19 protein-coding genes are annotated in these 20,229 nt (G+C 44.2%); 5 read left to right on the top strand and 14 right to left on the bottom strand.

All coding sequences use genetic code 11. From position 1 onward, the window contains the following. The first annotated feature begins 37 nt into the window (after positions 1 to 37). Both pyrF and yciH read left to right on the top strand, forming a co-directional pair. Positions 38 to 775 (top strand): orotidine-5'-phosphate decarboxylase, encoded by a 738-nt coding sequence (gene pyrF, locus LDO51_RS16045; RefSeq protein WP_225575377.1) that lies wholly within the window; start codon positions 38 to 40, stop codon positions 773 to 775. After that, on the top strand, positions 772 to 1,098 hold the full coding sequence (gene yciH / locus LDO51_RS16040; protein ID WP_225575376.1) for a stress response translation initiation inhibitor YciH: 327 nt from the start codon (positions 772 to 774) through the stop codon (positions 1,096 to 1,098). The genes pyrF and yciH overlap by 4 nt, the downstream gene beginning before the upstream one ends. A gap of 80 nt (positions 1,099 to 1,178) precedes the next feature. Here yciH and osmB read toward each other — a convergent pair whose 3' ends face one another. From osmB to LDO51_RS15990, 10 genes are all read right to left on the bottom strand, one after another. Beyond that, positions 1,179 to 1,385 carry an osmotically-inducible lipoprotein OsmB gene (gene osmB / locus LDO51_RS16035; protein WP_006659769.1) on the bottom strand — a complete coding sequence of 69 codons (207 nt, stop codon included), beginning with the start codon at positions 1,383 to 1,385 and terminating at the stop codon, positions 1,179 to 1,181. Positions 1,386 to 1,614: 229 nt separating this feature from the next. Then, the gene (locus LDO51_RS16030; protein ID WP_225575375.1) at positions 1,615 to 3,558 is read right to left on the bottom strand and encodes an exoribonuclease II; all 1,944 of its coding nucleotides are present in this window, start codon (positions 3,556 to 3,558) and stop codon (positions 1,615 to 1,617) included. Between the two features lie 121 nt (positions 3,559 to 3,679). Further along, positions 3,680 to 4,321 (bottom strand): endonuclease III, encoded by a 642-nt coding sequence (nth, locus tag LDO51_RS16025; RefSeq protein WP_225575374.1) that lies wholly within the window; start codon positions 4,319 to 4,321, stop codon positions 3,680 to 3,682. 19 nt (positions 4,322 to 4,340) lie between these two features. Beyond that, positions 4,341 to 5,057: an electron transport complex subunit E gene (locus tag LDO51_RS16020; protein WP_225575373.1), complete on the bottom strand. Its 717-nt coding sequence runs from the start codon at positions 5,055 to 5,057 to the stop codon at positions 4,341 to 4,343. Then, positions 5,057 to 5,686, bottom strand: a complete 630-nt coding sequence (rsxG, locus tag LDO51_RS16015; RefSeq protein WP_225575372.1) for an electron transport complex subunit RsxG — start codon at positions 5,684 to 5,686, stop codon at positions 5,057 to 5,059. The genes LDO51_RS16020 and rsxG overlap by 1 nt, the downstream gene beginning before the upstream one ends. A gap of 9 nt (positions 5,687 to 5,695) precedes the next feature. After that, positions 5,696 to 6,775 (bottom strand): electron transport complex subunit RsxD, encoded by a 1,080-nt coding sequence (gene rsxD / locus LDO51_RS16010; protein ID WP_225575371.1) that lies wholly within the window; start codon positions 6,773 to 6,775, stop codon positions 5,696 to 5,698. 11 nt (positions 6,776 to 6,786) lie between these two features. Continuing rightward, entirely contained in the window at positions 6,787 to 9,330 is a 2,544-nt protein-coding gene (rsxC, locus tag LDO51_RS16005) for an electron transport complex subunit RsxC (protein WP_225575370.1), read from the bottom strand. Continuing rightward, positions 9,323 to 9,925 (bottom strand): electron transport complex subunit RsxB, encoded by a 603-nt coding sequence (gene rsxB, locus LDO51_RS16000; RefSeq protein ID WP_225575369.1) that lies wholly within the window; start codon positions 9,923 to 9,925, stop codon positions 9,323 to 9,325. Before rsxB ends, rsxC begins: the two co-directional genes overlap by 8 nt. After that, positions 9,925 to 10,506 carry an electron transport complex subunit RsxA gene (gene rsxA, locus LDO51_RS15995; RefSeq protein WP_036952315.1) on the bottom strand — a complete coding sequence of 194 codons (582 nt, stop codon included), beginning with the start codon at positions 10,504 to 10,506 and terminating at the stop codon, positions 9,925 to 9,927. The genes rsxB and rsxA overlap by 1 nt, the downstream gene beginning before the upstream one ends. Before the next feature lie 87 nt (positions 10,507 to 10,593). Further along, the gene (locus tag LDO51_RS15990; RefSeq protein ID WP_225575368.1) at positions 10,594 to 11,034 is read right to left on the bottom strand and encodes a DUF2569 domain-containing protein; all 441 of its coding nucleotides are present in this window, start codon (positions 11,032 to 11,034) and stop codon (positions 10,594 to 10,596) included. Between the two features lie 129 nt (positions 11,035 to 11,163). On the opposite strand from LDO51_RS15990, the gene LDO51_RS15985 reads away from it, so the two are divergent. Together LDO51_RS15985 and LDO51_RS15980 are read left to right on the top strand one after the other, a co-directional pair. Next, positions 11,164 to 12,207 carry an oxidoreductase gene (locus LDO51_RS15985; RefSeq protein WP_225575367.1) on the top strand — a complete coding sequence of 348 codons (1,044 nt, stop codon included), beginning with the start codon at positions 11,164 to 11,166 and terminating at the stop codon, positions 12,205 to 12,207. 220 nt (positions 12,208 to 12,427) lie between these two features. Beyond that, positions 12,428 to 13,405 carry a bile acid:sodium symporter family protein gene (locus tag LDO51_RS15980; RefSeq protein ID WP_225575366.1) on the top strand — a complete coding sequence of 326 codons (978 nt, stop codon included), beginning with the start codon at positions 12,428 to 12,430 and terminating at the stop codon, positions 13,403 to 13,405. Between the two features lie 184 nt (positions 13,406 to 13,589). On the opposite strand, the gene add is transcribed toward LDO51_RS15980, so the two are convergent. From add to manA, 3 genes are all read right to left on the bottom strand, one after another. Continuing rightward, complete coding sequence (add, locus tag LDO51_RS15975; protein ID WP_225575365.1) at positions 13,590 to 14,591, bottom strand: adenosine deaminase; 1,002 nt, start codon at positions 14,589 to 14,591, stop codon at positions 13,590 to 13,592. A gap of 149 nt (positions 14,592 to 14,740) precedes the next feature. Beyond that, a complete protein-coding gene (locus tag LDO51_RS15970) occupies positions 14,741 to 16,381 on the bottom strand; it encodes a YdgA family protein (protein WP_225575364.1) in 1,641 nt (546 codons plus the stop codon). A gap of 109 nt (positions 16,382 to 16,490) precedes the next feature. Further along, on the bottom strand, positions 16,491 to 17,666 hold the full coding sequence (gene manA, locus LDO51_RS15965; RefSeq protein ID WP_225577292.1) for a mannose-6-phosphate isomerase: 1,176 nt from the start codon (positions 17,664 to 17,666) through the stop codon (positions 16,491 to 16,493). A 178-nt stretch (positions 17,667 to 17,844) separates the two neighbouring features. Between manA and fumC the strand changes: the two genes are divergently transcribed. Continuing rightward, entirely contained in the window at positions 17,845 to 19,242 is a 1,398-nt protein-coding gene (gene fumC / locus LDO51_RS15960; protein WP_036947899.1) for a class II fumarate hydratase, read from the top strand. Positions 19,243 to 19,301: 59 nt separating this feature from the next. Here the strand turns inward: fumC and tus are convergent, their stop codons facing one another. Next, positions 19,302 to 20,207 (bottom strand): DNA replication terminus site-binding protein, encoded by a 906-nt coding sequence (gene tus / locus LDO51_RS15955; protein WP_225575363.1) that lies wholly within the window; start codon positions 20,205 to 20,207, stop codon positions 19,302 to 19,304. Positions 20,208 to 20,229: the final 22 nt, after the last annotated feature.

The following is a 20,229-nucleotide window of genomic DNA, read 5'->3' as shown; positions in this document are numbered from 1 at the left end:
CTTTTAATTTCTGATAATACTCAATAAAGGCTATGAAATGATCTCCTCAACTGAGAACCTCGTTCGCGTAAACACTGACTCGCCTATCATTGTTGCTCTAGACTATGAAACTGCGGATGCCGCCCTCGCATTTGTTGATAGAATTGACCCGCGCGACTGCCGATTAAAAGTGGGCAAAGAGATGTTCACATTTAATGGTCCTCAATTTGTTAAGTCACTCCATGACCGTGGTTTTGATGTTTTTCTGGATCTCAAATTCCATGATATTCCGAATACGGTTGCTCGTGCTGTTTGTGCAGCGGCAGAAATGGGCATTTGGATGGTCAACGTTCATGCTAGCGGTGGAGCGCGAATGATGGAAGCGGCACGCCAAGCCCTTGAAAGCTATGGTAAAGACGCACCTTTATTAACGGCTGTCACTGTGTTAACCAGTATGGATGCCTCGGATTTAGCGGGCGTTGGCATTAATCTAACTCCGGCAGAGCATGCCGAGCGTTTAGCGCTGTTAACTAAGCAGTGTGGTCTTGATGGTGTCGTATGTTCAGCTCATGAAGCGAAAGCGTTGAAAGCGGTATGTGGGCAAGCGTTTAAGTTAGTCACTCCAGGTATTCGTCCTGTAGGCAGTGAAGTGGGCGATCAACGTCGTATAATGACTCCACAACAAGCGATTGAAGCAGGCGTCGATTATATGGTGATCGGGCGTCCGATCACCCGTAGTGAAGATCCAACGCTGGCCTTAGAACAAATTAACCAGTCCATTAAGGATATCGCATGAGTGACGCTAACAGCCGCCTCGTCTATAGCACGGATATAGGGCGCATTGAGGAAGAGAAACCGAAAACCGAACGCCCAAAAGGTGATGGTATCGTGCGTATTCGCCGTGAAACATCCGGCCGTAAGGGTAAGGGTGTTTGCGTTGTGACGGGATTAGACTTAGATGATGCAGAATTGACAAAACTGGCTGCTGAATTAAAGAAAAAATGCGGTTGCGGCGGGGCTGTGAAAGACGGTGATATCGAGATCCAAGGCGATAAGCGTGACTTACTGAAACAATTACTGGAAGTCAAAGGTTACCAAGTTAAATTGGCCGGTGGTTGATTAGCAATATTCAAAAATAACGAGTCTAATAAAAATGGGGGAAATCATTCCCCCATTTGTCATTAAAGTGTGTGTTAAATTTACTTCTTCACTTGATGTCCAATAATCCCGCCGATAGCCGCGCCACCTACTGTGCCCAGAGCGCTTCCATCCGTTAATATTGCGCCTCCAACAGCACCGACAGTTGCTCCAATCGCTGTGTTTTTATTCTGTTTTGACATATTTGAACAAGCACTTAGGCCCAGAGCCACCGTTGCGATAATGACAAAAGAGAGGATGCGTTTCATGATGTTTACTCCAACTTATTTTTTATAATGATAATTACGTATCAGCATATAGCTGAATTAAAATATCATGAAAAAAGGATAGGCGGATCGGAATAATCAGAAAGATATGTCAAGAAACGTTAGATGTTTAACATTAAATGCTAACCTGTTTATTTTGAATGTATTTTGACCAGATAAAAAAGGCCATTACTCTTAAGTAATGGCCTTTTTGATACGAAATGGAGAATGATTACGCGGCTGGGCGAGCCACGATATTACGGGTTTCCATACGCACTTCAGCGATATTGACATCAATAATATCGTTTAATTGATAGGCTTTTTCGCCTTTGATCAGCACGCTACCGGTCTCTTGGCTGCACTGAATTTCATCACGAACACTGTGCAGGAATGGCGCAGGAATAAAGGCAACGGCGCCGTTATCCACTAAACGCACACGCACACCACCGCGAGTAATATCGATAATTTCCGCAGGGAACTTAGTATCAGTACCTTCAAACGGTTTCAGATAGCGGGAATATAACCAATCACCCACATCACGCTCAGCCATACGGTTAGCACGGCGACGTTCTGCCAGCTTAAGAGATAACTCTTCAGTTGGTTTTTCCGGTGTTGGTGCGCCCGCAATAATCGATTTTAGCAAACGGTGGTTGACGATATCGGTGTATTTACGAATTGGCGATGTCCATGTGGCATACGCGTCAAAGCCTAGACCAAAGTGAGGACCCGGATCCGCTTTTACTTCCGCAAAGGTTTGGAAGCGACGAATACGGCTGTCTAAGAATTGAGTCGGCTGTGAATCCAAGAGGCGGCGTAATTGACGGAAACCTTCAAGGGTTAATAACTCTTCGCCTTTTGCTTCGATGCCATTATCTTTCAAGGTCTGAACCACTTGCTCGATTTGCAGAGGCTCAAAGCCCATATGGACGTTAAACACACCGAAACCTAATTTGTTTTTCAGCACGTTAGCCGCACATAAGTTGGCTGTGATCATCGCTTCTTCAACAATGCGGTTTGCGGTACGACGGCTTTCTGAGACGATATCCACCACGTTGCCATTTTCGTCTAAAACGAAACGGTAATCCGGTCTATCTTTGAAGACTAAGGCATTATCATGGCGCCATTGTAAGCGTTTGTCGGCCATCTCTTTTAATAGTAGGATTTGCTGAGTATCAGCGTCAGATTGTGGTTTCCAAGAACCTGTTTCTTCTAACCAATCAGAAACTTCGTCATAAACTAACTTAGTTTTAGATTCAACCCACGCACTGAAAAACTCAATATTGCTATCAATGGTACCGTCTTGCAGGATCTGCGTAACACAAACCAGAGCAGGGCGACGAGCATTTGGACGCAGGGAACATAAATCATCAGACAGTTGGCGAGGCAGCATTGGAATGTTGAAGCCTGGCAGGTAGTTAGTGAATGAACGGGCTAATGCCAGTTTATCCAACTCACTGCCTTCTTTGATATAACTGGTTGGGTCGGCAATCGCGATATATAGCTTCAGGTTACCTTCCGCCGTTTTCTCGATATACAGCGCGTCATCCATATCCTCAGTGCTTGCACTGTCGATGGTGACAAAGTGAAGGTCAGTTAAATCAAGACGTTCTAAGCCTTCATCATCACGTTCACTCTCAACCATGACAGGCTCAGCGCGATCTAATTGGTGACGGCGTAACGTTACCCACCACGGCGCGAAATGGTCATCACCGAAGGTAATATATTCTGTAATTTCTGCGTAGAAACCTTTGTCGCCTTTTAATGGATGACGACGCATTTCTGCAACAACCCAATCGCCTTGCTTAAATTCATGAGTGATACCATTGATTGGGCGACAAGAGATAGCATCTTTTAGCAGTGGGTGATCGGGAATAACGAACAGGCGATTGTCGTTATCTTTCTTCTGAATTTTACCCACAAAACGGTTAAGGAATGGCTCGATAAGCTCTTCAGGCTCGGCAAATTCACGGTCTTTATCCGTATGAACAGCGGCAGAAATTCTATCCCCGTGCATCACTTTCTTCATTTGCGGCGGTGGAATGAAATAGCTTTTTTGTCCATCGACTTCTAAAAAACCAAAGCCTTTTTCAGTGCTTTTCACCAGACCTTCGACGCGAGGTGTTTTGGCATGCAACGTTTGTTTGAGTTGCGCTAATAATGGGTTGTCTTGAAACATACTTACCGTTTATTTGATGTTGAGTTTGGCTCTATTGTTGCGTAAGACAAAGTCTTAGAGCAAGAAAAAAATGCGAATGACTTTAGAACTGTATGGAAATTCGCATCTTGGGCTAAGTTGATTAATTTTCAGGGTAAATTTTATCTTTAAACTCGCAAAGATCTTCAATGATGCAAGATCCACAGCGCGGTTTGCGGGCGATGCATGTATAACGGCCATGGAGAATAAACCAGTGGTGGCAGTCGACTTTAAATTCAGCAGGAACCACTTTTAATAGTTTTTCCTCGACTTCCACAACATCTTTACCGGGAGCAAACTTAGTGCGATTACACACGCGGAAGATATGGGTATCGACGGCAATGGTCGGCCAGCCAAAGGCGGTATTGAGCACAACATTTGCCGTTTTACGCCCAACACCCGGTAAGGCTTCCAATGCCTCGCGGTTTTCAGGGACTTGGCTATGATGCTTTTCAATCAGGATCTGGCAGGTTTTATAGACGCTTTCGGCTTTAGTATTAAATAACCCAATGGTTTTAATATACTCTTTGATGCCATCAACGCCGAGTGCGACCATTTGCTCTGGCGTATTGGCGACCGGATAAAGTTTTGCCGTCGCTTTGTTGACGCTGACATCGGTGGCTTGCGCAGACAGCAGCACCGAAATCAGTAATTCAAAAGGGGAGCTAAATGCTAGCTCCGTTGTCGGATGAGGATTGTTATCGCGCAGGCGAGTGAGAATTTCGATTCGTTTAGTTTTATTCATTGCTCACAAAGCTTCAAATTTAAGAAATATGAGTGCCACAACCTTGTTCTTTTTGGTAGTCACGAGCAGGTTGTTGACCTGATTTTAGCGCTGCGCGCTTTTTCATTTTTTCATCAATAAGGTATTTACCGGCTAGCATCAATGCTAAGCCAATAAACGCGCCCGGTGGCAGCATAGCGAGTAAAAAGGGGGAGTCAAGGTGTAAGACTTCCACCCGTAACGATTTCGCCCATGAACCTAACAGTAGGTCAGCGCCATCGAACAAAGTGCCGTTACCGAGAATTTCACGCATAGCACCCAGTACAAACAATGCGGCCGTTGCACCTAACCCCATCGCCAAACCATCGACGGCAGATAAAGGAACGGGATTGCGAGAAGCATAAGCTTCTGCGCGGCCAATCACGATACAGTTTGTCACAATAAGCGGAATAAAGATCCCCAGCGATTCATACAAACCAAACGCATAGGCGTTGATCAACATTTGTACGGCGCTTACCACGGAGGCGATTATCATCACGTAGATGGGAATGCGGATTTCAGCAGGAACCCAGCGACGAAATGCGGATACCGCGACGTTAGTGCAGACGAGAACGAGGGTTGTTGCTAGCCCAAGACCTAATGCGTTAGTCGCTGTAGATGATACCGCCAATAATGGGCATAAACCCAGTAGTTGTACTAATGCAGAGTTATTTTTCCATAACCCTTGTGCAAATAATTCTTTCGTTTCGCTACTCATTATTCATCCCCACAAATTGGGTAATTTGCTAATTCTTCAGGTACCGTTTGGATAAATGCAGCGGTACGTTTTGTGGCATTGACGACAGCTCGAGGGGTAATGGTGGCCCCCGTAAATTGGTCAAAATCACCGCCATCTTTTTTCACTGCCCAATGAGGGTCTTGCGCAGATTCGATTTTTTTGCCCGTAAAATGGGTGATCCAATCAGAAATACGGGTTTCGATTTTATCTCCAAGTCCCGGTGTTTCATGATGTTCTGTGACTCGTACGCCCAAAACATTGCCGTTAAAATCTGCACCGACTAACAAATGGATTGCGCCGGAATAACCATCGGGAGCTGTGCTTTCTAAAGCGGCAGCAACAGGCTGACCATCTTTGCGGGCAATATACAGATGTCGAGGGAGTTTATTTCCTAGTATAGCTTCATTGGTGACCAGATAGCACTCTTTGGCGAGTTCATTATCATATAACGATTCAGGCACGACTTGGTCGAGCAATTTTTTCTGCACAATGGCGGCTTGCTCTGCGATAGTATCTTTCGTCAGCGTATATACCGCGGCACTCAGTGCAGTTGTACCCGCAGCGAACAGAGCCAATATTGTGCCATGACGGCGCATTGTATTTAACATGCAGGCTCCTTACTTATGCCCATACGCGCGAGGCTGCGTATAGTGGTCGATTAACGGTACGGTGATGTTGGCAAGTAAGACAGCAAAGGCGACGGCATCAGGATACCCACCATAAACGCGGATCACCCACACTAAAAAGCCAATTAATACACCAAAAATAATTCGCCCTTTTGGTGTGGTTGAGGCAGTCACTGGGTCGGTGGCAATAAAGAATGCACCCAACATAGTCGCACCCGACAATAATTGGACTAATGGTGGAGAATAGCGGCTATCGTCAATTAACCAGCTAACCACAGCAAGAAGGGCAAGTGTCCCAATAAATGCGACGGGAATATGCCAGCTAATAATGCGGCGGCTTAACATAATTAATCCGCCTGCCAGATAGGCAAGGTTCACCCACTGCCAGCCGATACCGGCTAAAGAGCCTTGTAAAATAGGTTGCTGTAGTACATCGGAAATGGAATGCGTGAGTAAGCCCGTTTTAAAGCTATCCAACGGGGTCGCTTGGCTCATACCATCAATACCGGTACGTAATTGATCCAGTGTTATTCCCGTCGAGGTATGCCCGCTAAAGATCACCATCAAGCTATCAAAACCTGAAATGTGCAGCTGTTGCAATTCTTGAGGTGGCAACCAGTTGGTCATTTGTACTGGGAACGAAATCAGCAATACCACATAACCGACCATGGCAGGGTTAAATGGATTCTGCCCCAAGCCCCCGTAACATTGCTTAGCAATAATAATGGCAAATACAGTGCCCAATACAATCAGCCACCAAGGAGATAATGGCGGTAAACTTACACCGAGTAATAATGCCGTCACAATTGCAGAATTATCTTTCAAAACAGGCAGTACAGGCTGCTGGCGTAAGCGGATGGAGATAGCTTCCGTTACTGCGGCCGTGGCCATCGCAATGGCAATTTGGTATAAGGTTCCAACACCAAAAAAATAGGTTTGTACCGCAATGCCGGGGATAGCGGCAAGCAGAACCCAAAACATGACCTGACTGGTACTTTGGTTATCATGAGTAAATGGGGCGCTAGCAATTTTTAAACGGCGTGCTTTGTTATCAAGCGGTCTAAATTTCATCTGTTTATCACTTACTCTGTGGTGGTTTGTTCGTTTGATTGAGGTTCTGTAGATCGCTGAGCAGCCGCTTTCTTTGCCTTAACTCGGGCAATCGCAGCAGCAACGGCAGCTTTACGTGGGTCGACTTCTTCAGCAGTTTCAACTGTCGCTTCAATAACAGGCTCAGCGGATTGTTGTTCTGTCGCTTGCTGTGCCGCGGCTTTTTTGGCTTTTGCGCGAGCAATCGCAGCGGCAACGGCAGCTTTGCGTGGGTCGACTTCTTCAGCGGTTTCAACAGGTGCTTCAACAACAGGCTCTGAAGCTTGTTGTGCGGCCGCTTTCTTGGCTTTTGCACGGGCAATGGCAGCAGCAACGGCAGCTTTGCGCGGGTCGATTTCCTCAGCGGCTTCAACTGTCGCTTCAATAACAGGCTCAGCGGATTGTTGTTCTGTCGCTTGTTGCGCAGCCGCTTTTTTAGCTTTTGCACGGGCAATGGCAGCAGCAACGGCAGCTTTACGCGGGTCGATTTCCTCAGCGGCTTCAACTGTCGCTTCAATAACAGGCTCAGCGGATTGTTGTTCTGTAGCTTGTTGCGCAGCCGCTTTTTTAGCTTTAGCACGGGCAATGGCAGCAGCGACGGCAGCTTTGCGCGGGTCGATTTCCTCAGCGGCTTCAACTGAAGCTTCAATAACAGGCTCTGAAGTCTGTTGCGCAGCCGCTTTTTTAGCTTTAGCACGGGCAATGGCAGCAGCAACGGCAGCTTTACGCGGGTCGATTTCCTCAGCGGTTTCAACAGGTGCTTCAACGACAGGCTCTGAAGTTTGTTGCGCAGCGGCTTTCTTGGCTTTTGCACGAGCAATGGCAGCGGCGACGGCAGCTTTGCGTGGGTCATCTCCCTCAGCGCCGTCTGTAATTTCTGGGTTGCCAGATTGGGTTTGTTCTGCGACTTTTTGCGCTTGTTTAGCACGAGCTTGGGCTTTGCGCGCTTCTCTTGCTGCAATAACGGCGCTATTATCCGGCAATTCACCCGAAATAATTTTTATTGGCTCAGAGGTTGATGCTTTCTTCGCTTTAACTCGAGCCAGCGCCGCATTAACCGCATCTTTATCTGCGGTATCCACTTGAACAGCCGCTTTTTTATGGCGCTCTTCACGGGCAAGTTTTTCGCGTTCCATTCGTTGTTGTTTAGCTTCAAAGCGCAATTTTGCTTCTGCGGAACGACGTTCCTCTTGGTCTATCTCGCGAATTTCGGCTTTTTCTTGGCGATAATATTGCACCAATGGAATATTACTTGGGCAAACATAAGCGCAAGCGCCACACTCAATGCAATCAAACAGGTTATGTTTCTGCGCTTTTTCGTGTTCGTCGCCTTTACTGAACCAATATAATTGCTGGGGCAGTAATCCAGCAGGGCAGGCATCAACACATAAACCGCAACGAATGCAGGCTTCTTCGGTTGGTTTTTTACCCATTTCTTCTTGGGTAGGCACCAATAAACAGTTACATATTTTCACCACAGGTACATTCAGATCCGGCAGCGTAAAGCCCATCAATGGGCCACCCATAATCACCATTTGTTCATTTTCAGGTTCAAAACCGGATTGTTGAAGCAGGTGCTTAACTGGAGTGCCTAGACGCGCCCAGAAATTACCAGGCTGCTTAATAGCTTCACCCGTCACTGTCACGACACGTTCAATCAGTGGCTGACCATCAATCACCGCACGTTTAATGGCAACGACGGTACCAACGTTCTGCATTAGTACGCCAATTTGGGAAGAACGTGCGCCAGAAGGGACTTCTTTTCCAGTTAAGATTTTTGTGAGTTGTTTCGCACCACCCGATGGGTATTTGGTTGGGATCACCCGCACAAAAATCTGTGTATCCATTGGTGTAAGAGCACGCTTTAACGCATTGATGGCTTCGGGTTTATTATCTTCAATGCCAATCAGTACTTGGTCTGGATTGAGTAAATGTTGTAAAACGCGACAACCTTCGATGACTTCTTGGGCGTGTTCTTGCATTAAACGGTCATCTGCGGTGATGTATGGCTCGCACTCGGCAGCATTGATGATCAACGTTTTAATGGCATCTTTACCGCCTGCGAGTTTAGAGGCTGTTGGGAAACCTGCGCCCCCTAAACCTGCGATCCCTGATTGCTCAATCTTATTGAGCAAATCGGCACGTGAAAGTTGCTGGAAATTAGGCTCAGGCTGTAAGGGGACCCAAGTATCTAAACCATCAGATTTAATTTTGACACACAGCTCTTTTAACCCTGAAGGGTGAGCGGTAACCATAGGCTCAATGGCAATAATGGTTCCTGATGTTGAGGCGTGGACGGGTACTGTGCGGCCAGTACCTTTGGTGAGCGGTTGCCCTTTAAGGACAGTGTCACCAACCTTAACAATCAGTTCACCCTCAGGTCCTAAATGCTGTTGCAACGGAATAATCAATTCGTCAGGGACGGAGGCGACTCGCATAGGCGTTTGGCTGGATTGTAGTTTCATCTCTGGCGGGTGAATACCACCATCGAAGTCCCAAACATTATCTTTTTTCAACCACTTAAATAAATTAAACATGGGAGCCCTCTTTAACTGAAGAAAGAGGTGTATCCGTAATGTTTTTAACTGGGATGGTGTTTAAATCCCATTTCCAGTTAGCGGTTGTGGTTTTAACCGGTACCATCTCAATACAATCCGTAGGGCAAGGGGCTACACACAGGTCACAGCCTGTACACAAATCTTCAATCACAGTATGCATAGCACGAGTGGCGCCGACAATGGCATCCACAGGGCAAGCTTGAATACATTTGGTGCAACCAATACAGTTTTCTTCATCGATGACCGCCACTTTACGAACAGGGTTTTGTGCCTCTTCATCGCCATCAATAGGCTGAGGATCTACGTTCATCAATTCAGCTATTTTGAGCATCACTTGCTCGCCGCCAGGGGCGCATTTGTTAATCATCTCACCGTTATTGGCGACGGCTTCAGCATAGGGACGACACCCCGGATAACTGCACTGGCCACACTGGCTTTGCGGTAAAATCGCATCCAGTTTTTCAACAATCGGGTCTTCTTCAACTTTAAAACGTAGTGAGGCATAGCCTAAGATCAGACCAAAGATCAGCCCGAAAACGGCTAATATGCCAATCGCAATCCACAAAGACATCATTAGAATTTCACCAAACCACTAAAGCCCATAAATGCGAGGGACATTAACCCTGCCGTGATCAGGCCAATTGACGAACCTTTAAAAGGCGCTGGGACATTTGCGACGGCCAAACGCTCGCGAATAGCGGCGAAAAGCACCATCACAAAAGAGAATCCGACGGCGGCACTAAAGCCATAAACCGCAGATTGCAAGAAATTATGGGATTGGTTGATATTCAATAAAGCCACCCCAAGAACCGCGCAGTTAGTGGTGATCAGCGGTAAAAAGATCCCCAATAAGCGGTATAACGTTGGGCTGGTTTTTCTCACAACCATTTCGGTAAATTGCACAACGACAGCAATCACAAGGATAAAGCTCAGTGTGCGCAGATAGACTAGATCCAGTGGGATTAAGATCAACGTATCGATTAGCCACGAAGAGATAGAGGCGAGAGTCATAACGAACGTTGTCGCAAACCCCATCCCAATGGCAGTTTCTAGTTTTTTTGATACGCCCATAAATGGGCATAATCCCAAGAATTTAACGAGGACAAAGTTGTTGACTAACACTGTCCCAATAAAAAGTAGAAGATAGTCGGTCATGTCATAGCCTGAAGAGAGAAAAAAGCCCAAAAACTGACCGCAGTCAGTTTAACGGAGGCTATGATATCAAAGCTATTTTTGTGATGCTTATCGATCTTGTGTGAAAGTCATTTTCACACGTTTAGAAATTTTCATATATGGGACGAAAAAAGCAGCCCCTAAGAGTGGCCATGCAAGGATTTGCAAGGCTGCTTGGTCATCAATCGGGGAAAAGGCGAAGGTTTTTAGCCCGATTAACATTAATGCTAATAGCCAGATAGTAAAACGACGGGGGAAGTGGCGAGAGCGTTTAAACATCAATTGCGCTACATGCACGCTAAACAGTGACATAGCGAGGCTAATAGCGAATGATAAATACCACTGAGGAGTAATGAAACTACTCCAATTTTCAACGGTGGTCACAATTTCATAAAACTTAATGCAGTACATCACGGTCATGCTGCAAGCAGCAAATAATGTCAGCAGTAAATAGCTAGCAGGGACTAATAGCCAGCCAGTAATGCGGCCTGCGTTATAAACAGAAGTCATAAATAAGGGATCCATTATCACTAAATAGTACAGATAAATAATAATCCTATCATAGATTTATTTGCTAATTGATTCATTCTGATGGTACTTTTTTAAAATAGCAAAATATGCCACTAATGTGAGGTCAACATGTCCAAACCAATTAAAGTTGGGATTGTCGGGTACGGTTATGCCAGCAAAACTTTCCATGCCCCATTTTTAGCCATGTTAGAAGAGTTTGAACTAACTACAATCTCCAGTAGCGATGCCAGCAAAGTTCATGCCGACCATCCTAATGTTAAGGTGGTTGGAACACCGGAAGAACTGTTCGCGGATGATGAAATTGAACTGGTGGTGATCCCAACCCCAAATGACACTCACTACCCATTAGCCTGTAAAGCGCTAGCGGCGGGTAAGCATGTGGTTGTCGATAAACCCTTTACACTCGATGTTAAAGAAGCCGAAGACCTACAGCAACGAGCTGAAAAATCAGGTAAATTGCTATCGGTTTATCATAATCGCCGCTGGGATTCTGGTTATCGGACCGTGAAAAAAATCCTGCAAGATGGCTGTTTAGGTGAGATTAAATATTATGAATCTCATTTTGACCGTTTTCGTCCTGTGGTTAGACAACGCTGGCGTGAAGCCAATATTCCAGGTGCAGGGATTTGGTACGATTTAGGACCGCACGTTATTGACCAAGTACTGCAATATTTTGGCAAGCCAAAAGGGATTACGGTGGATCTTGGTATTATTCGCCCAGGTGCGCAAGCGGTGGATTATTTCCATGCAATGCTGGATTACGCAGATAAAAAAGTGGTTCTACACTCAACAACGCTTGCCGCTGCGCCAATGCCAATCTATACCATTCATGGAATGAAGGGCAGTTACGTGAAATATGGTCTGGATACTCAAGAAGATGCGTTAAAAAGCGGTGCTATTCCGCAAGGAGAGCATTGGGGGGAAGATCCGAACCATGGTGTTGTGACCCTGTCACAAGATGATGAGATGATAACGAAGCCGTGGAACAATGAGAAAGGCAACTATGGCGGCTATTATGAAGCCATTCATGGCGCTATCCGTCTCGGTAAACCAAATCCAGTGACGCCAAGTGAAGCCATCGATATTATGAAATTGATTGAAGCCGGTATGCAATCAGCGAAAGAAAAACGTACCATCGAAAATATTTTCTAAGGTTCAACGTTGAAGATAAAGCCAGTGTGAAACCTGGCTTTAGACAATTTTCAAACCTAATTGGTTTGAGAATGGCTATTTTTAGTTGCAATAATCAACGAGGAAAATCAATTCATTGATTTTCACCTGATAACACAAAGAGGGAAAAACCACGCTTTTATCCCTCTTTGTCAGCAACATATTGCCAGTTCATACTGGCTTTTTATTTGTGGAAAATCGAATGAATTTATTAGCAAAACTTAAAATAGACTCTTTTTTGTTGATCATGATTGGCGTGGTTGTCATCGCCAGTATTTTCCCATGTGAAGGGGAAGTCAAAACCGTTTTTCAGCATCTAACCACAGCGGCAATCGCGCTACTGTTTTTTATGCATGGTGCTAAGTTATCCCGAGAATCTATCGTCGCAGGGATGGGGCACTGGCGGCTTCATTTACTGGTATTTGCCAGTACTTTTATTCTCTTTCCCATTATTGGTATCGCGTTACGCTTTATGGTGCCTCATTGGATGTCACCGACGGTGTATATGGGGTTTCTCTATTTATGTGCATTGCCGGCAACCGTACAATCAGCGATTGCATTTACCTCGGTTGCAGGGGGCAACGTTGCCGCTGCGATTTGCAGCGCTTCGGCATCCAGCATTCTAGGGGTTTTCCTCTCACCCGTTTTGGTGGGGGTATTAATGGATACCGACGGCAGCCAAGCCATGGACACTTTGAACGCGATTGGCTCAATTATGTTGCAATTAATGGTGCCGTTTATTGTCGGGCATCTATGTCGCCCGTTAATCGCCAACTGGATCAATCGACATAAAAGATTGGTTAATACCACTGACCGCTCATCGATTCTTCTTGTGGTTTACGTGGCGTTCAGTGAAGCGGTTGTGGAGGGGATCTGGCAAACTATCGATGCTTATTCATTGTTTATCATTACATTAGTTTCTTGCGTCGTGTTAGTGATGGTGATGGTGATTAACGTGATGTCAGCGCGCCTTCTTGGATTCAGTAAAGAAGATGAAATTACCATTCTGTTCTGTGGCTCTAAAAAGAGTTTAGCAAACGGCGTCCCCATGGCGAACGTTTTATTCCCCGCGGCAACGGTAGGGATTATTTTGCTACCATTAATGATTTTTCATCAAATCCAATTAATGGTGTGTGCAGTGATAGCCCAGAAATATGCCAAACGATTAGAAAAACAGTAATGAACACGATGAGGCAGCGGTGGCTGCCTTTATCAATATGCCAATTTAGTTACAACATACAAATAGGTTTAATACTCTAACCGCATTAGCAATAGAGAACATTGGAAATATTGAAGGGCTCAATAGGGCAGAAAGGATCTCTGCCCTAAGAGTGGTTATAACGCAGGGTAGGTTATAACGGGAGTTATCGATTCGCAGCTTTACGCGTCAATGCGGCTTTTTCGCTATCTGAGAGGAATGCCATGGTTAAACCATTACGTTGGGCTTGCTCAATTTCCGCCGGTGTTAGGCCCGCTTGCGGTGCAGCAACATTATATTCGTAGGGTAGCTCGATACCTTGAACAGCAGGGTCATCGGTATTAATTGATGCCAATACGCCGTGGGATAAAAATGTTTTCAATGGGTGCTGAACCAGTGAAGGAACGGTGCTGGTTTGAATGTTTGAAGTTAAGCAGCTTTCAATACCAATGTTATTTTTTGCTAAAAACTCAATCAATTCTGGGTCTTCAATGGCTTTTACGCCATGACCAATACGCTGAGCACCTAAATGCTTGATCGCATGCCAAATACTGGCTGCGCCAGCGGCTTCACCTGCATGAACAGTGATATTGAGCCCTGTATTACGTGCTTTGGTAAAATGCTCTTCAAATAGGGCGCCAGGGAATCCTAACTCATCGCCGGCTAAATCGAGAGCACACAGTTTATCTCGATGAGCGAGAAGACCGTCTAATTCTATGGCGCAAGCTTGCTGTCCAAATGTACGGCTTAAAATACCAATCAAATTGACTTGGATATCATATTGGCGGCAGCCAGCGGCAATGCCATCAATAACTGCGCCAACAACACCTTCAACAGGAAGTTGGTGCTTCATGGCCATATAGTAAGGGGAGAAACGCAACTCTGCATAATCGATGCCTGCGTTGAATGCATCTTCCACGTTTTCAAATGCAACGCGCTTACAAGCATCTAAATCCGCAAGAACAGCAACTCCCCAATCCAGTTTAGTCAGAAAACCTACTAAATCGGCTTCTTGTCCCATAATTTGAACGTGAGGGCGTAATGCTTCAATTTCATCTGCGGGAAGCTGAATATGATGTTGTTGTGCAAGGGAAAGGATGGTTTCAGGGCGAATATTGCCATCAAGGTGGCGATGTAAATCCGTGAGTGGGAGTTGTTTGTTTATCACGATAAATGATCCTTATAGATATATTGCATCCATTTTGTCTGTAATTGAGTAAAAATCAATGAAAAAGAGGGTGATAAAAAGAAAAACGCCAGTCGGAGTGACTGGCGTTTACGTAATTTATCTTAAGAAAAAATTATCTTAATAATCAATTACTGTGCAGCTGGCGCTTCTGCTGGTTGTTCTGCTTCAATTGCAGGTTCTGCAATTTCTGCACCATCAGCAGGTTGTGCTTCTTCTTCGTAACCCATTTCATCTTCTGCGCCCGGCATCATTTTCATCTTAATTAAGAATTCAGCTAAGGTATATTTGTCGTCGTTGAAGGTCAGGTCATTACCAGAGAATTTAACAGTCATGGTTAAATCGTTTTCGCTGTCGATCATCCAAGGGTGTTTTTTCTCTTTCGCTTTTTCTGCGCGTTGTTCATCAGTCATGAACATTTCTTCAAACGGGTTAGAGAACATATCTGCAGTCAGCATTTGTTGAACGCCTGCGAACTCTTCAGAAACTTGCTCTTGAACCGCTTTCTTGTCTTCTGCTGATGCTGCAACGCCGCCATCTAAGATCATCGCTTGAGTCATTGACTCAATGACCATTGGCTTGTTCAGTTTCATGCTGAAGTCAAAAGAAGTGATCAGTTGTTTGAACGCTTCATCCACTTTGTTTTGCATTGCCAACGCTGTGATTTCGTCTTGATTCCACTTGTTGAATGTGATGCTCAGGTCGATAGAACTTTGACCTGCATCGTTTTTCCAGTAGAACGGGCTCATAGTGAGCACCGGCTTGCTTTTCATCAGCTCTGGCAGAGTCGTGGTCATCATCTGCATTGCGATTTTTTCGCTAACTTCACCTGGGTTGCCTGTTGCTAAGCCATCAGCCAGTGCTTGGTTGTATTGCTCAACAAATTTACCTAATGCTTTTGCATCTAATTTTTCGATAGCAACAGTCAGCTCACCAGAACCTAAGTTTTGCTCTAAAGCTTTTACATCGCTGATTTTGTAAGAAATGTTACCTTTAACATCATCACCGTTGATAGAAGTATCACTTGAAACGTCTAGGTTTTTGAACGAAAACTTAGTTTCAGGGATGTTAACATCGGTATCTGCGATCACGAAAGATTGAGTACCAGTATAAAAGCCGTGCTGAGATTTCGTTACGTTAGAAACCAGCTTCAGGCCTTTCATAGTGATAGAGCCTTCTTCCTTGGTGCTGCTAATAACTAAGCTATCAGTTACTAAAGTTGCATCAATGGTGCTTAAATCAGAACCTGTTGCGATATCAAACTTAGCGCCACTGAAAGAGAACTTACCGTCATCTTTTGTGTACTCAAGTGGGATCAGCTCAATGCTAGAATCTACGTTTTTGCTGTAGCCGATAACCGCAGAACCATGCATGAATGGCTTGCCTTTAGTCGCTTCAAACAGCTCTTTAGTTGCATTAGTGTTCGCTAATTCAACATTCACTGCGCCCAGTTTTGGCATCAGGTTGAATTTAGCCACTTGAGATAATGGCAGTGGACCGTGTGAAATATCCGCGTTAAAGACGATGTTTTCGTCAGCAGAAGTGGTTGAAGTAATGACGATGTCAGCTTGAGAAGAGAAAACACCACGTTTGTAGTTCTCTAATTTAAAGACAACATCAGCACTTGGATTGTTAGCGGTGATAAACGCATTGGAATTCGTAATCACTTTATTCAGTTCAGCTTCAACTTTTGAACCTGTGTACCATGATGCACCAGTCCATACTGCGCCCAGAGCAACGATAACACCTACCGCAACTAATGACTTTTTCATTATCAACATCCATCCTTTCAGTACGTACAAAACGTACTTATGTAAAAATAATATAAGTTTTTATTACCCGTTTGGCTGTGTGTACCAACGGCTAAATACAGAATACGACCTAAAAATTAAATACTCGGGCTAATTGACCATTTCCTTTAATAGAAATGTTATCCTCATAAGCAGGTAAGAAAACAGATTCACCAGAATTCATGTTTATTTCTTGATTACCTGATCGCAATACTAACTTGCCTTCAATACAAAACAAAATTGAAGCAACATGATTAGTTATGGATAAGCCAGAGCAGTCAATAGAATATATATTAAATGAAAAATCTTCTACTGGGATCTTATATTTCCAGACATTTCCAGATTTTTCGGGGATATTGAACAAATCCTCAGCGTTAATTGATTTAAAATCAATATTATCAATCAGTTCTTGAACATCGATATGTTTACTGGTTAATCCCGCTCGTAAGACGTTATCTGAATTAGCCATCACTTCTAACCCGACACCTTCTAAATAGGCGTGAGGCGTTCTAGCTGCTAAAAACATGGCGTCACCTGGCTGTAATTCAACGATATTTAGCATTAAAGGTGTAAATAAACCACTATCGTCTGGATATAAGTTCACCATTTGTTTAATTGAATTCCAAGGCTCACCTTGTTTGCTATTTAATGCAGCTTTTAATACCCCTATAGCAAGATTTTTTTGTTCGCCAGTCAGATTAAGAATCTGTGCAAATAATTTTTTAAGTCGTTCTTCGCTTGGTGTTTGAACGAAAAGTTGAATTTCAGGGTGCGCGGCTGCAATAAAGCTAAATAATTCGGCAATTTCATCTATAGGACGAAATGCATTCATTGCTTTAAAAGGGGTTAATGCATAAATCAACTCGGGTTTATGATTATCATCTTTATAATTACGTATAGGAGAATCTAAAGGGATCCCTTGCGCATTTTCTTTAGCAAATCCTATTTCTGCATCATGCTTATTTGGATGAACCTGAACAGATAGAGGCTGTGCAGCACACAGCACTTTAAATAAATAAGGCAGGCGACCAAAATGCTCGGCAATATGTTTACTCAGTATTTTCTCTGGGTTTTCTTTAATGAAGGCATTTAACGAGATTTTCTGATGTGTTAAGGGGGATATGACCTCAGAACTGGCTTTGGGGTGAGCACCCATCCAAAGTTCAGCCATAGGTAAATTATCCGGATTAGGATAACCATACAGTTCATTGAGGGCTGTTTTACTTCCCCAATCATAGTGTTGGATTTGGTTTATCATTTTTAGCATATCAAAACTCTCTTTTTGCAAAAATCAACTAATTTCCTTTTTACTACAGCACAATAAGCTCGACCAAGTCTCATAATTGAAATTCAATTTGTGGCATTATACTGCTCGGTTATTTGCTTACCTGCAAGCAGATGATTCTAAAATTAATTATTCTGAATATGTACCTAAGGAGCTAGTAATGGCAGCCACTCGCATTGAAAAAGACTCAATGGGACCAATTGAAGTACCTGCTGACCACTTGTGGGGCGCGCAAACGCAGCGTTCTTTAGAACATTTCCGTATCTCTGTAGAGAAAATGCCTGTTGCTCTGATCCACGCTTTAGCTGTCACTAAAAAAGCGGCCGCAAGCGTGAACATGGATTTAGGTTTACTGCCAAAAGATCGCGGTGATGCGATTATCGCTGCGGCAGACGAAGTCCTTGCTGGCAAGCATCCAACAGAATTCCCTCTCGCTATCTGGCAAACCGGTTCTGGTACTCAAAGTAACATGAACATGAATGAGGTACTTGCTAACCGCGGTAGCGAAATCCTCGGCGGACAGCGCGGTAACGACCGTCTGATCCACCCAAATGACGATGTGAACAAGAGCCAAAGCTCTAACGACGTCTTCCCAACAGCAATGCACGTGGCGGCCGTTGTCGCGATGCGTGAACATTTGCTACCAGAACTGAAAGTTCTGCATAAAACCCTCGATGCGAAAGCAAAAGAATTCAAAGATATTGTTAAGATCGGTCGTACGCATTTACAAGATGCAACGCCATTAACATTAGGTCAGGAAATTTCAGGCTGGGCTGCTATGTTAGCCCACAATGAAAAACATATTGAAAATGCAGTGCCGCATGTTTGCGAGCTTGCATTAGGTGGTACTGCAGTCGGTACAGGGTTAAATACTCACCCTGAATACGCGGTTCGTGTTGCGAAGAAAATTGCAGAATTAACGGGTCAACCGTTTGTGACTTCACCGAATAAATTTGAAGCATTAGCAACGTGTGACGCATTAGTTCACGCACACGGTGCATTAAAAGGCTTAGCGGCTTCTTTAATGAAGATTGCTAACGATGTTAGATGGTTAGCATCAGGTCCTCGTTGTGGTATCGGCGAAATCTCGATTCCTGAAAACGAACCAGGCAGCTCAATCATGCCAGGCAAAGTTAACCCAACTCAGTGCGAAGCATTAACCATGCTGTGTGCTCAAGTAATGGGTAACGATGTGGCAGTTAACATTGGTGGGGCTTCTGGTAACTTTGAATTGAACGTATTCCGTCCAATGGTTATCGATAATTTCTTACAATCTATTCGTTTATTAGCAGATGGTATGCGTAGCTTCAACGAACACTGTGCGGAAGGTATCGAACCAAACCGTGAGCGTATTGAGAAATTACTGCACGAATCTCTGATGCTGGTGACTGCGCTAAATACCCATATCGGTTACGACAAAGCTGCTGAAATTGCGAAGAAAGCGCACAAAGAAGGCCTGACTCTGAAAGAATCTGCACTGAAATTGAACTACTTAACTGAAGCTCAATTTGATGAATGGGTTCGTCCAGAAGATATGGTTGGTAGCATGAAATCGTAATTATCTTTATCTAAGATAAGATTTTCAGCCCCTGTACTAGAAATAGCACAGGGGCTTTTTTATCGCTCTATATACAGATTTAAGCGCGGTATCAGTAATTCAACAGGTTTTGCTTTTGGACGATTACGCAGTGCGATATTGTCTTGATGATAATCCGCCAGCTCACCCAGTTTTATATCACCTAATGTTTTATCGACAGCAAAAACCAATATCGGCGTCGCACAAGGATATTGCGTTTGCTTCTGAGTTTCTTTGTCCCAAACTCGGGCGATAGGTTGAACTTTTACCGGACGCTGTGTTTTTAGAATGCAATCATGGGGAAGGGAGCGAATTAACTGGATCTCAGTTTCTAACTGCAACTGCCAATGTTCGCGCTGTAAATGAGCTGGTGTTCTTCCGCTTTCTAAACTGGCTTGTAAGCGGTTGAGCATCTCTTCTGGAGTCACTTTATTGATCACTTTCTTATTTGCCCACCCAAAACGAATGGTATCGGGGTCGACAACAGAGGTGAGGGTTCGATAGGTATTCAGCGTAAGTAGTCCATGCAAGCTTTCTCTTATAAATTCAAACCGATGAGCTTCATCAACATTGGTTACGATTTGCTTAATGTCTATTTTTAATTGGTTGATATCGGCGATTAGCTGTTGAAATTGTTTATATTCAGCATAAGAGGGGGCTAAACAAATTGCTCCAGGTAAACGTATCGCGGTTTTATTACTAACCGATTCTGATTTTTTATGAATAAACAAAAGCTTAAACAGCTCTATTGTTTGGGTAATTGCATCGTGCCCCACATGTTTATCCACAAAGATAGAATTGACTTCATTGTTTTCGTCCCCTTTAAGGGTTTCCGGTAAACTAAATACGGCCGCATTGACATCTTTTTGAGCCTGAAGCAATTGGCATAGCAGATTAATATTCGACTCTAATAGATTGAATGAGCTAATTAATTGTTGTTTGGACATTTGAGATATACAACCTTATGTT

Source organism: Providencia alcalifaciens (assembly GCF_020271745.1).
Classification (GTDB): domain Bacteria; phylum Pseudomonadota; class Gammaproteobacteria; order Enterobacterales; family Enterobacteriaceae; genus Providencia; species Providencia alcalifaciens_B.
The sequence above is the reverse complement of the archived record's forward strand: the minus strand, read 5'-3'. Positions and strand labels throughout refer to the sequence as shown.

Excerpts from the sequence above, each read along its gene's own strand:
- pyrF (WP_225575377.1), top strand. The coding sequence starts at position 38 with ATGATCTCCTCAACTGAGAACCTCGTTCGCGTAAACACTGACTCGCCT.
- yciH (WP_225575376.1), top strand. The coding sequence starts at position 772 with ATGAGTGACGCTAACAGCCGCCTCGTCTATAGCACGGATATAGGGCGC.
- osmB (WP_006659769.1), bottom strand. The coding sequence starts at position 1,385 with ATGAAACGCATCCTCTCTTTTGTCATTATCGCAACGGTGGCTCTGGGC.
- LDO51_RS16030 (WP_225575375.1), bottom strand. The coding sequence starts at position 3,558 with ATGTTTCAAGACAACCCATTATTAGCGCAACTCAAACAAACGTTGCAT.
- nth (WP_225575374.1), bottom strand. The coding sequence starts at position 4,321 with ATGAATAAAACTAAACGAATCGAAATTCTCACTCGCCTGCGCGATAAC.
- LDO51_RS16020 (WP_225575373.1), bottom strand. The coding sequence starts at position 5,057 with ATGAGTAGCGAAACGAAAGAATTATTTGCACAAGGGTTATGGAAAAAT.
- rsxG (WP_225575372.1), bottom strand. The coding sequence starts at position 5,686 with ATGTTAAATACAATGCGCCGTCATGGCACAATATTGGCTCTGTTCGCT.
- rsxD (WP_225575371.1), bottom strand. The coding sequence starts at position 6,775 with ATGAAATTTAGACCGCTTGATAACAAAGCACGCCGTTTAAAAATTGCT.
- rsxC (WP_225575370.1), bottom strand. The coding sequence starts at position 9,330 with ATGTTTAATTTATTTAAGTGGTTGAAAAAAGATAATGTTTGGGACTTC.
- rsxB (WP_225575369.1), bottom strand. The coding sequence starts at position 9,925 with ATGATGTCTTTGTGGATTGCGATTGGCATATTAGCCGTTTTCGGGCTG.
- rsxA (WP_036952315.1), bottom strand. The coding sequence starts at position 10,506 with ATGACCGACTATCTTCTACTTTTTATTGGGACAGTGTTAGTCAACAAC.
- LDO51_RS15990 (WP_225575368.1), bottom strand. The coding sequence starts at position 11,034 with ATGACTTCTGTTTATAACGCAGGCCGCATTACTGGCTGGCTATTAGTC.
- LDO51_RS15985 (WP_225575367.1), top strand. The coding sequence starts at position 11,164 with ATGTCCAAACCAATTAAAGTTGGGATTGTCGGGTACGGTTATGCCAGC.
- LDO51_RS15980 (WP_225575366.1), top strand. The coding sequence starts at position 12,428 with ATGAATTTATTAGCAAAACTTAAAATAGACTCTTTTTTGTTGATCATG.
- LDO51_RS15970 (WP_225575364.1), bottom strand. The coding sequence starts at position 16,381 with ATGAAAAAGTCATTAGTTGCGGTAGGTGTTATCGTTGCTCTGGGCGCA.
- manA (WP_225577292.1), bottom strand. The coding sequence starts at position 17,666 with ATGCTAAAAATGATAAACCAAATCCAACACTATGATTGGGGAAGTAAA.
- fumC (WP_036947899.1), top strand. The coding sequence starts at position 17,845 with ATGGCAGCCACTCGCATTGAAAAAGACTCAATGGGACCAATTGAAGTA.
- tus (WP_225575363.1), bottom strand. The coding sequence starts at position 20,207 with ATGTCCAAACAACAATTAATTAGCTCATTCAATCTATTAGAGTCGAAT.